Genomic DNA, 10,100 nt, shown 5'->3' with positions numbered 1-10,100 from the left:
CTCCGGTAGCTTGCCACGCCAGATCCGAAAAGCTTCCGCTGCTTGCCCGACCAACATACCCAGACCATCAGCTATCTTTGGTACACCCTGCTGCTGACACCAAATTAAGAACGGGGTCGGCGTCTTACCGTACAACATATCATAAGCCAACTCACAGCTGGCCAGGTGCTGCGCAGCTAACTCAGGACGTGCACCGGTTAACCCAGATGAGGTAGCATTAATGATCAGTTGATACGCCAGGTCTGGGATCGCCGTTAAGGCACAAGCTATGACCTTTCCCGGAAAACTCGCTGCGATAGCCTGTGCTTTTTCGACTGTACGGTTGGCGAGGATCACCTCACTCACACCGGCCGCCAATAGCGGACCTATCACACCGCGACTGGCCCCACCGGCGCCCAGTAACAGCACCCGCTTTGCTTTTAGTGTTATGCCAAGCCGCTGCAGATCCGTCACCAGACCAATACCATCGGTATTGTCGCCCCATAGTTGGCCACTTGAATCAAAGTATAGAGTATTGACGGCGCCAGCTGCGCTGGCTCTTGCGGTTAACTGTTCAGCCAGATGAAATGCTTGTTCTTTAAAAGGTACAGTGATATTGCCGCCCTTTCCGCCAGCTGCCACAAAAGCATGCCAGTGTTCGGCAAAGCCGTCGACTGGTGCTAGAATGGCCTCGTATTGCATCGACTCTGCCGTTTGCTGTGCGAACAGGCGGTGAATAAAGGGTGATTTTGAATGCCCTATCGGATTTCCAAACACAGCGTAACGGTCCACTTTATTTATGCCTTTTAAAAAGTTAGTCCAAATGTTCAGTAAAAAAACCAGCAATCAGGATAATACGGCACATCCGACACCCGGGCAAACCCCTTACCAGCTAATGGGAGGGGAAACGGCAGTGCGGGCGCTGGCAAATCGCTTTTACGATATTATGGCAACCGCACCGGAAGCCAAAGAGTTGTACGCCATCCACCCACTGCCGCTGGATGGTATCCGGCAAAAGTTTTTTGAGTTCTTATCCGGCTGGCTTGGCGGCCCGGCCCTGTTCGAGCAGAAATATGGCCATCCGCGGCTGCGTGCCCGCCACCTACCCTTTACAGTCAATCAGCAACTCAGAGATCAGTGGATGTTCTGTATGGAGCAGGCGTTAGATGAGGTGGTAGAAAACAAAATGCTGCGTGATGGTATTCGCCAGTCGATTGGGCAACTGGCGAGTCATATGATCAACTGTTAGTTAGTCAGAATTTGCAACCAATCCTGCGGTTTTAAATAGCGTTCGTAGAGTAAGGCTTCCGGGCTGCCCGGCTCCGGCTGATAACCATATTGCCAACGTACCAGTGGCGGCATCGACATTAAAATCGACTCGGTACGGCCACCACTTTGTAAGCCAAACAGGGTGCCACGGTCATATACCAGATTAAATTCGACGTAACGGCCACGCCGGTATAGCTGGAACTGCCGCTCGCGCTCACCATAAGGTAGGTTTTTGCGCTTAGCTACTATAGGTAAGTAAGCTTGAGTAAAGGCTTCACCTACTGCTCGCATTAACGCAAAGCTTTGCTCAAAACCCGGCGCATTTAAATCATCAAAAAACAAGCCACCGACACCACGGGTTTCGCCGCGGTGTTTGAGATAGAAATAGTCATCACACCATTTCTTATAGTCTGGGTAGTAATTAGCGCCAAAGGGATCCACGGCCTGTTTCGCCGTTTGATGCCAATGGATCACATCTTCTTCAAATGGATAATATGGCGTCAGGTCAAAGCCTCCGCCGAACCACCACACTGGCTCAGCGCCTTCCTTTTCGGCAATAAAAAACCTGACATTAGCATGCGTGGTTGGCAGATAAGGGTTATGCGGGTGAATCACCAAGGATACGCCGCAGGCATTGAAATTACGCCCGGCCAGCTCCGGTCGGTGTGCTGTGGCCGAGGCAGGCATTTGCGCACCAAAGACGTGCGAGTAATTCACCCCTGCCTGCTCAAAGACCTGGCCTCCGGTGAGGACCCGGCTGCGACCACCGCCCCCCTCTGCCCGCTGCCAGGCATCTTCTACAAAGGCCGCGCCACCGTCAGCCTGCTGTAATTGTTGGCAAATCTGATCCTGCAGCGCCATTAAGAATGCCTGCACCTGCGCTAACTGGGTTTGATAGGATTGCATCAATACTCCTGACTGTCTAAGTCAGCGGGCTGTCTGGCAGCGCTGCTGTACTAAAAATTTTCTTCAGTTGCCGATGACGGGTATAATACCGCTTTACGGCCCGATGTTCATTATGTACAGAGAAGGAAACCACTATGCAGGTTGGTATTATCATGGGTTCAACGTCTGATTGGCCTACCATGAAACTCTCAGCAGATATGCTGGACCGGTTTGGTATTGCCTATGAAACCCGGGTGGTTTCCGCACACCGTACACCACAACTGCTGGCCGAGTATGCCAGCTCAGCCGCCAGCCGCGGTTTAAAAGTGATTATTGCCGGTGCCGGCGGCGCGGCACACCTGCCGGGTATGGCCGCTGCTTTTACCAGCCTGCCGGTACTGGGTGTGCCGGTACAATCGAAAGCCTTAAAAGGCATTGATTCGCTGCTATCAATAGTCCAGATGCCCAAAGGTGTTGCAGTCGGCACCCTGGCCATCGGCGAAGCCGGTGCTGCCAATGCCGGCTTGCTAGCGGCGCAAATTCTTGCCACCTCAGACGCGGCCTTAATGCAGCAAATTGATGCCTTCCGCGCCGCACAAACTGAAAGTGTATTGAGCCAACCGGATCCAGCACAGGTTGCACTATGAAAGTATTAGTTTTAGGCGCCGGGCAGCTGGCCCGGATGATGGCGCTGGCCGGTGCGCCGCTGAATATCAGCATCAGTGCTTATGATGTGAACAGCGACAATATCCTGCATCCATTGACCCAGCAATTACTGGGTAACGGTTTGGCACAAGCGCTGGCCGATGCCGATGTCGTAACGGCTGAATTTGAGCATATTCCACTGCCGGTGTTAGCACAATGCCAGCAAAGCGGTAAGTTTTTACCCGGTGCGCAGGCCATTCAGGTTGGCGGCGATCGCCGGCTGGAAAAAAGCCTGTTACAAACCGCGGGTGTCGCAACCAGTGCCTTTACTGTGATCAATAACGAAACGGACTTTAACGCCGCTATCGCGCAATTGGGTTTGCCACTGGTATTTAAAAGTGCGCTGGCCGGCTACGATGGCAAGGGACAATGGCGGTTAAAAGACGCGGCGGCCGCGCCGGCATTATGGCAAGAATTGGCGGCTTTCTTAGCAGCGGATCCGCAGCAGGCTATTGTTGCCGAGCAGTTTATTCGTTTTGACCGTGAAGTCTCACTGGTCGGTGCCCGTAACCGCCATGGCGAGATCAAGGTTTATCCTTTGACAGAGAACCACCATGTTAATGGCGTACTCAGTGTGTCGCTGGCTCGCCCGGTTGAAACCGCACTACAACAGCAAGCGGAGCAAATGTTTACCGCCGTCGCCGAGCAACTGAACTATGTTGGGGTGTTGGCTATCGAGTTCTTCGATGTACAGGGTAAGCTGCTGGTCAATGAACTGGCACCGCGGGTGCATAACTCCGGCCACTGGACACAGCAAGGCGCTGACTGTTGCCAGTTTGCGAATCATTTACGGGCTGTGTGTGGTTTGCCATTGGGCAGTACGGCTTTGATCCGGCCTACGCTGATGGTTAATATCCTTGGCGAAGATCAGGTCCCGAACAGTATCCTCGAACTACCGGCGCTGGGCTTACACTGGTACGGTAAAACCAAGCGCGCCGGGCGTAAAATGGGACATATTAATTTATCTGCCAACAGCACCGCAGAGTTAAAGGCCCGCTTTGCCCAGCTGATTGACCTGTTACCCGCCGCCACCTTCCCCGAACTGGAACAGATGCTACAGCAGCTATAACCGAGAGCACCATCTGGTGCTCTAGTCAGCCTTTGCCGGCTGCTTTTTCTGACAAGCTTTAGCGGCACAATACAGGCCGCTTTTCTTTTGCAGTAACAGTGGAAACTGACAGAACTGACAAGTTCCAAGCTGCGGCGCATCATTGACCAGAAAGCGGCAATCCGGATAACGGTTACAGCCCCAAAAGGTTTTACCAAACTTGCTCAGCCGCTCTGTTAACTGACCTTGCTGGCACTGCGGACAAGCAATGCTGCTACTGGCTGACGCTTCTTCGTGTACCACAAAATGGCAATCCGGGTAACGGGTACAACCGATAAACATGCCATAACGGCCGTGCTTCACCGCCAGCGGCGCGGCACATTCCGGGCAGGGTTCATCCTGCAGGATCTTGACCACCGTATTATCATGCTGATGTAGTGGCTTCAGATAGTCGCAGGCCGGATAACTGCTACAGCCCAGAAAAGGGCCGCTTTTACCGGAGCGAATAACTAAAGGCTGCCCGCATTGCGGGCAGGGTTCGGCGTGCTGTGGTAACTGAAACAGCGGGTTATGATCAGACATCCGTCTATATGATCTCTAGATAAGCGTAAAGTGGTGCCTTAGCTTAATGCAGCGGGCCGTCCACTTCGTCAAAGATTAAATCTTCCATCTGGGCGTAGGCGGTTTCTTTACCTGGTACATTGAACAGCACCATCAGCACTACCCACTTTAAATCTTCCAGACTGATGCTGGAGGCATCCAAATCCATCACCCGATCGATCACCATTTCCCGGGTGGTCGCATCCAGCACATTGATTTGCTCCAGAAACATCAGGAAACCCTGACCGGCAGTATCGATTTTCCGATATTCTTCTGCCGTATAAATCCGGGTGGCAGTACTGACTGCCTTGGTCAGATAGGGCTTGATATGATTTTCCTGCAACGCTGACAGGCGGTCCAGCCACTTCAGCGCACGGAAAATATCATCATCGTGAAAACCGGCTTTACTGAGCTCTTTGGTCAGATCCGCATGGTTCACATAAACATCGGCTTCGTTGTGGATGTAATTTTCGAACAGATAAACGAGGATATCAAACATCTTCAGGCACTCCTCACTCTTATGTAACCACCGGGGACTACTGCTACCCTGCCTGCAAGTTCTAGTTGCAGCAAGGCAATGGATACGTCTGTTACTGACATGCCGGAGCGTTCTGCCAACTGATCAGTGGCAATAGGCTCATCTCCTACGTTAGCTAACAACTGCTGTTCAGACAAGCTGATTTCAGGATTTTTTTCCGTTTTGGCTAAACCGTTATCGGCAAACAGCGCCCGCTCTTCCAGGATATCGGCCACGGAGGTGACAAGTTTAGCACCCTGTTGGATCAGATAATGGCAACCAGCGGCCTGAGTATTAAACAAGGCGCCAGGCACGGCAAAGACTTCGCGGTTGTACTGTACCGCCAGATGGGCACTGATTAAGGAACCGCTGCGCAGCGCCGCCTCCACCACCAGGGTACCAGTACTTAGCCCGACGACAATGCGGTTACGCTGCGGAAAAAACTCTGCCCGGGCGCGTACATCCGGAAAATACTCACTGACTAAGGCTCCGTGCTGCACTATTCTACCGGCCAGCGCCCGATTGCCTACCGGATAGATTTGCCGCAGGCCATGACCCAGTACCGCTATAGTCTTGCCACCCGCCTCCAGTGCCCCCAGATGACTCTCACTATCAATTCCCTGTGCCATGCCGCTGGTAATCACCATCCCCTGCGTACTGAGTTCAGCCGCAAACTGGCGGGCAATTTGCCGGCCACCCGGTGTCGGTGAGCGACTACCGACCATCGCAATTTGTGCCTGTTGTAAAAGCTCAGCATCGCCTTTCACAAAGAGCACAGCCGGTGGATGCGGCGTTTCTTTTAACAGCAGGGGATAACGGGGATCATCGAAGCTAAGTAAGTGATGCTGTGGGCTTTCAGCTTGCCAATGCAGCGCTTGTTCGACCCAGGGTTGGCTTTGATAACAAAGCAACTGAGCTTGTTTCGCTGTTAAGCCCAGTTGTTGCAGGGTACTGGCCGGCAGCCTGACTAAGGCTGCCAGTTCCAGATGTTGGCACAGCTGCCGGATGCGATGGCCATCTAAGCCATGTACAACGGCTGCGGCCAGCCAGTGTTGTAGCAGTTCCATCTTGTCGCATCATCCCTGAGCTACCGCTTACAGGTTGGTAATAATGTCTCCAACCCGGATCGGTTTATCGGTTTGCGTCACCACAGCGAAACTGACGTTATCTGATGTTTTAAATACCATCAGCTCGCCCACTTTTTCTTTTGGCATCTCTAGCACTTCACCGCCAAAGTCGCGCATCACTTTTTGTAATCTGGAAGCATCTTCCAGATATACCGGCTTGCCACCACCGTCAACCACAGTCGGCGATTGCCGGTAAATACCCAGCATATGGCCGGCGCGTAGCGCGCTCTGACCCAGATTTAATACCACCACATCCATCCGCGCAAACTCCCGCAAATCTGACGAGCTGGCAATAATCTTGCCGCTGACCGCCTGCTCGGGTTTCGTCATCACAAACTGAGCCGGTAAGGCCTGCTGATCATACGCCGGGATCACCTTATCACCCTGCCGGATTTCGCGGGTCACCGACAACACCCGCAGCGCAGCTGGTTCAAAACTTGAGCCCTCGCTGCCCGCCTGACCTGGTCGGAAAGCACGGGTGGTCGCAATTAAACGTGTCTCATAGCCCAGCACTTCGCCACTATCCGGGTCGACATAAGCACGGCCCGGCCGGTAAACTGCGTAGGCCGCACCCTCTACCAGTTCACCTTTCACATAAAGTGTATTGGTCTCATTGGCACTCTTCGCTGCCGAGTTACTGCCAAGAATATAAGGCAAGGCATCGATTTGCTGTTGTGACATCGCCTGATCGTAACTGAGAAATGGCCGGATAATGCCCAAAGGTAAGGTAGCAATAGCATCAGGGTTTTTGTGAATTGTCCGCCCCTGAGGGGTCAACCGCATAGCTCTTTTACTGCTGAGTCCCAAACGCGGGCGCCCTTCACTGTCAAAGGTGAGAGACAACACATCGCCGGGATAGATCAGGTGTGGATTATCCACCTGCGGATTCATTTGCCAGAGTTCTGGCCAACGCCAGGGTTGATTCAGATATAAACCCGAGATATCCCAAAGGGTATCTCCCGGTTTTACCACATAGGTTGCAGGCGCATCTGGGCGCACTTGCAATACATCCGCTGTTACCGCCGCAGAAAACCAGCATAACAAGGCCGCCAGTGTCAGTGTTATTTTTTTCAGCATGCCCGCATCCTTAACCCTATACTCATTTTTATTAATTACACGCTAAGCTGTTATTAAAGCGCAATAATGGCTAAAATTAAAACATACCACAGCGAACTAATTAAAGCATATTTTGTAGGTGTTATGGCAGTTTTAAAAGTATTACATTTTCCCGATGAGCGTTTACGCACCATTGCTAAGCCAGTGGCGGAAGTTAACGCCGAAATTCGTCAGCTGGTCAAAGACATGCTGGAGACCATGTATGACGAAAATGGCATTGGTCTGGCCGCAACTCAGGTTAACGTCCACCTGCGGGTGGTGGTGATCGATTTGTCGGAAGAGCGCAATCAACCGCAGGTCTTTATCAACCCGGAAATCATCGCCCATGATGGCGAGACCAGCTACGAAGAGGGCTGTTTATCAGTACCGCAGAACTATGCTTCGGTATCCCGGGCGAAAAATGTCACGGTAAAGGCGCAGGATATCGATGGTAACTGGTTTGAGTTACAAGCCGACGGCTTATTGGCGATCTGCTTGCAGCATGAACTGGATCATTTAATTGGTAAGCTATTTATCGATTATCTGTCACCGCTAAAACGCGATCGGATCCGGAAGAAACTGGAAAAAGAAGCCAAACTGGCTGAGCGCCACGCGCTGTAAACAGGATTTAATGTGACCACGCCTTTACGTATTATCTTTGCCGGTACGCCGGATTTTGCTGCCTGTCATTTACAGGCTTTATTAACTGGCCCACACCAGGTGGTGGCGGTTTATACCCAACCTGATCGCCCGGCGGGACGTGGCCAAAAGCTGCAGCCAAGCCCGGTCAAACAACTTGCCTTACAACATGATATTCCGGTTTATCAACCTAAATCGCTGAAAAAAGCCGCAGCGCAACAACAGCTGGCAGCATTAGACGCTGATTTGATGGTTGTCGTTGCCTACGGCCTGATCCTGCCTAAAGCGGTGTTAGATATGCCAAGGCTGGGCTGTATTAATGTGCACGGCTCGTTATTACCGCGCTGGCGGGGCGCAGCGCCAATTCAGCGCGCACTCTGGGCTGGCGACAGTGAAACCGGTATCACCATTATGCAGATGGATGAAGGTCTGGATACCGGCGCTATGCTCAGCAAAGTCAGTTGTCCGATTCTAGCCACCGACACCAGCGCCAGCCTGTATCAAAAGTTGGCGCAGCTGGGGCCGCAAGCGCTGTTAGCCGCCGTGGCGGATTTACCGGCACTGCAACAGCAGGCCGAGGCACAAAATGAGCAACTGGCGAACTATGCCGAAAAACTCAGCAAAGACGAAGCCCGGCTCGACTTTAACAAAGACGCCGCCGCACTGGAGCGTGAAATACGCGCCTTTAATCCCTGGCCAGTCAGTTACCTGGAGCTGCCACAAGGCACGGTAAAGGTCTGGCAGGCTCAGGTAGCCAGCAGCCTGTCAGGACCAGTGGGTAGCATTTTAAAAGCCGATAAAACCGGCATCTATATTGGCTGTCAGCAGCAGGTGCTACAGATCACCCAGTTACAGCCACCGGGTAAAAAACCGATGAGTGCAGCTGATTTTCTGAATGGCCGGGCCGAGTGGCTGACCGTGGGCCAGCAATTATGAGTGCTCAGTTACGCGCCCTGGCAGCAGAGATCTGTTATCAGGTGATTGATCAGGGCAAGTCTTTATCCGATGCCCTGCCGAAAGGCCAGCAAAAACTGGCGTTTGCACCGGACAAAGCCCTGCTGCAGGAAATTTGTTTTGGCGTGATGCGCCAGCTACCTCAACTTGAAACCGTCTGTCAGCAACTGATGGATAAGCCATTGATTAAACAGCTAAGGCCGCTACAGTTTCTGATCTATGTCGGCATCTATCAGCTCAAATTTTTACGCATCCCAGACCATGCCGCCATCAGCGAAACTGTAGAGGCGGCCAGATTATTAAAGGGTCAGAACCTGACCAAGCTGATTAATGCCGTGCTGCGTAATGTGCAGCGCAAGCCGGAGCTGTTTGATTTTAGCCAGGCCAGCAGCGCGGTGCAGTTTAACCATCCGGGCTGGCTGATCAGCGAGCTGCAACAAGCCTACCCACAGCAGTGGCAGGCGGTGTTAACGGCAAACCAGCAAAAGGCGCCACTGTGGCTTAGAGTTAACCAACAGCAAATCAGTGCCGCTGACTACCTGCAGGCATTACAACAGGCCGGTATCAGCGCCAGCCAGCCTTTTGCCTATTTGCCAGTGGCGATCAAGCTGGACCAGGCTTGTGATATCACCACCCTGCCAGGTTATGCCGCAGGCTGGTTTTCAGTACAGGACGCTGCGGCGCAGCATGCCGCGCTCTTTCTGGCGCCAGAGCCCGGTGAGCAGGTATTGGATGCCTGCAGTGCGCCCGGCGGTAAAAGCTGTCATTTGCTGGAGCAAACACCTGGCTTACAGCTAACAGCGCTGGATCGTGATGCGCAGCGTTTACAGCGGGTAACGGAAAATTTGCAGCGTTTGCAGCTGCAGGCACGGGTGGTAGCAGCCGATGTGCTGGATACCGCCAGTTGGTGGCAAGGTGAGTTATTTGACCGTATATTACTGGATGTGCCCTGCTCTGCAACCGGGGTGATCCGCCGCCATCCGGATATCCGCTGGCTACGCAAAAAAACCGATATCGCGCCACTAACCGAATTACAGCAGCAGATCCTGCAGTGTGCCTGGCGCCTACTTAAACCCGGCGGCACCCTGCTCTATGCCACCTGTAGCGTGTTACCGGCCGAAAACAGCGCTCAGCTGACACAGTTTCTGGCGCAGCAAAACGACGCCAGCTTGCTGCCGTTGCCGGAACTGGGCAGCAGCAGCTGGCAGATTTTACCGGGAGAGCAGGATATGGACGGCTTTTTCTATGCCTTGCTACATAAAGCGGTTTAACAGAGTACCAG

At 52.9% G+C, this 10,100-nt stretch carries 12 protein-coding genes (1 of these 12 cut by a window edge); 6 read left to right on the top strand and 6 right to left on the bottom strand.

Annotated features, from left to right (window positions below):
* Positions 1 to 771: the 5' portion of a shikimate dehydrogenase gene (gene aroE / locus H1D31_RS17100; RefSeq protein WP_083847142.1), read on the bottom strand. It extends 45 nt beyond the left edge of the window; 771 of the gene's 816 nt are visible here — the first part of the coding sequence; the start codon lies at positions 769 to 771; the stop codon falls past the left edge of the window.
* A gap of 31 nt (positions 772 to 802) precedes the next feature.
* Here aroE and H1D31_RS17095 point away from each other — a divergent pair, with 31 nt between their 5' ends.
* Positions 803 to 1,228, top strand: coding sequence for a group II truncated hemoglobin (locus H1D31_RS17095; protein WP_008985065.1), 426 nt, complete (start codon positions 803 to 805; stop codon positions 1,226 to 1,228).
* Here the strand turns inward: H1D31_RS17095 and hemF are convergent.
* Positions 1,225 to 2,154, bottom strand: a complete 930-nt coding sequence (gene hemF, locus H1D31_RS17090) for an oxygen-dependent coproporphyrinogen oxidase (RefSeq protein WP_261260051.1) — start codon at positions 2,152 to 2,154, stop codon at positions 1,225 to 1,227. The genes H1D31_RS17095 and hemF overlap by 4 nt on opposite strands.
* Positions 2,155 to 2,288: 134 nt before the next feature.
* Here hemF and purE point away from each other — a divergent pair, with 134 nt between their 5' ends.
* Entirely contained in the window at positions 2,289 to 2,780 is a 492-nt protein-coding gene (gene purE, locus H1D31_RS17085) for a 5-(carboxyamino)imidazole ribonucleotide mutase (protein WP_261260050.1), read from the top strand.
* Positions 2,777 to 3,907, top strand: coding sequence for a 5-(carboxyamino)imidazole ribonucleotide synthase (locus tag H1D31_RS17080; protein ID WP_261260049.1), 1,131 nt, complete (start codon positions 2,777 to 2,779; stop codon positions 3,905 to 3,907). The genes purE and H1D31_RS17080 overlap by 4 nt, the downstream gene beginning before the upstream one ends.
* Before the next feature lie 21 nt (positions 3,908 to 3,928).
* Here the strand turns inward: H1D31_RS17080 and H1D31_RS17075 are convergent, their stop codons facing one another.
* Genes H1D31_RS17075 through H1D31_RS17060 form a run of 4 tightly spaced genes read right to left on the bottom strand, consistent with a single transcriptional unit; the run spans position 3,929 to position 7,207 of the window.
* Positions 3,929 to 4,468, bottom strand: a complete 540-nt coding sequence (locus H1D31_RS17075) for a type I DNA topoisomerase (RefSeq protein WP_008950627.1) — start codon at positions 4,466 to 4,468, stop codon at positions 3,929 to 3,931.
* A 43-nt stretch (positions 4,469 to 4,511) separates the two neighbouring features.
* Positions 4,512 to 4,985, bottom strand: coding sequence for a DUF494 family protein (locus tag H1D31_RS17070; protein ID WP_261260047.1), 474 nt, complete (start codon positions 4,983 to 4,985; stop codon positions 4,512 to 4,514).
* Between the two features lie 2 nt (positions 4,986 to 4,987).
* On the bottom strand, positions 4,988 to 6,070 hold the full coding sequence (gene dprA, locus H1D31_RS17065; protein WP_261260046.1) for a DNA-processing protein DprA: 1,083 nt from the start codon (positions 6,068 to 6,070) through the stop codon (positions 4,988 to 4,990).
* 27 nt (positions 6,071 to 6,097) lie between these two features.
* Positions 6,098 to 7,207, bottom strand: a complete 1,110-nt coding sequence (locus H1D31_RS17060; RefSeq protein WP_261260044.1) for a LysM peptidoglycan-binding domain-containing protein — start codon at positions 7,205 to 7,207, stop codon at positions 6,098 to 6,100.
* 123 nt (positions 7,208 to 7,330) lie between these two features.
* Here H1D31_RS17060 and def point away from each other — a divergent pair, with 123 nt between their 5' ends.
* From def to rsmB, 3 genes are read left to right on the top strand one after another with little or no spacing between them, the layout of a single operon-like run.
* Positions 7,331 to 7,846: a peptide deformylase gene (gene def / locus H1D31_RS17055; protein ID WP_008606155.1), complete on the top strand. Its 516-nt coding sequence runs from the start codon at positions 7,331 to 7,333 to the stop codon at positions 7,844 to 7,846.
* 12 nt (positions 7,847 to 7,858) lie between these two features.
* On the top strand, positions 7,859 to 8,800 hold the full coding sequence (fmt, locus tag H1D31_RS17050; RefSeq protein ID WP_261260041.1) for a methionyl-tRNA formyltransferase: 942 nt from the start codon (positions 7,859 to 7,861) through the stop codon (positions 8,798 to 8,800).
* Positions 8,797 to 10,089 (top strand): 16S rRNA (cytosine(967)-C(5))-methyltransferase RsmB, encoded by a 1,293-nt coding sequence (rsmB, locus tag H1D31_RS17045; RefSeq protein ID WP_261260040.1) that lies wholly within the window; start codon positions 8,797 to 8,799, stop codon positions 10,087 to 10,089. Before fmt ends, rsmB begins: the two co-directional genes overlap by 4 nt.
* The last annotated feature ends 11 nt before the right edge of the window (positions 10,090 to 10,100 follow it).

It is taken from the genome of Alishewanella sp. BS5-314 (genome assembly GCF_025377695.1).
GTDB lineage: Bacteria > Pseudomonadota > Gammaproteobacteria > Enterobacterales > Alteromonadaceae > Alishewanella > Alishewanella aestuarii.
The sequence above is the reverse complement of the archived record's forward strand: the minus strand, read 5'-3'. Positions and strand labels throughout refer to the sequence as shown.

Excerpts from the sequence above, each read along its gene's own strand:
- H1D31_RS17095 (WP_008985065.1), top strand. The coding sequence starts at position 803 with ATGTTCAGTAAAAAAACCAGCAATCAGGATAATACGGCACATCCGACA.
- hemF (WP_261260051.1), bottom strand. The coding sequence starts at position 2,154 with ATGCAATCCTATCAAACCCAGTTAGCGCAGGTGCAGGCATTCTTAATG.
- purE (WP_261260050.1), top strand. The coding sequence starts at position 2,289 with ATGCAGGTTGGTATTATCATGGGTTCAACGTCTGATTGGCCTACCATG.
- H1D31_RS17080 (WP_261260049.1), top strand. The coding sequence starts at position 2,777 with ATGAAAGTATTAGTTTTAGGCGCCGGGCAGCTGGCCCGGATGATGGCG.
- H1D31_RS17075 (WP_008950627.1), bottom strand. The coding sequence starts at position 4,468 with ATGTCTGATCATAACCCGCTGTTTCAGTTACCACAGCACGCCGAACCC.
- H1D31_RS17070 (WP_261260047.1), bottom strand. The coding sequence starts at position 4,985 with ATGTTTGATATCCTCGTTTATCTGTTCGAAAATTACATCCACAACGAA.
- dprA (WP_261260046.1), bottom strand. The coding sequence starts at position 6,070 with ATGGAACTGCTACAACACTGGCTGGCCGCAGCCGTTGTACATGGCTTA.
- H1D31_RS17060 (WP_261260044.1), bottom strand. The coding sequence starts at position 7,207 with ATGCTGAAAAAAATAACACTGACACTGGCGGCCTTGTTATGCTGGTTT.
- def (WP_008606155.1), top strand. The coding sequence starts at position 7,331 with ATGGCAGTTTTAAAAGTATTACATTTTCCCGATGAGCGTTTACGCACC.
- rsmB (WP_261260040.1), top strand. The coding sequence starts at position 8,797 with ATGAGTGCTCAGTTACGCGCCCTGGCAGCAGAGATCTGTTATCAGGTG.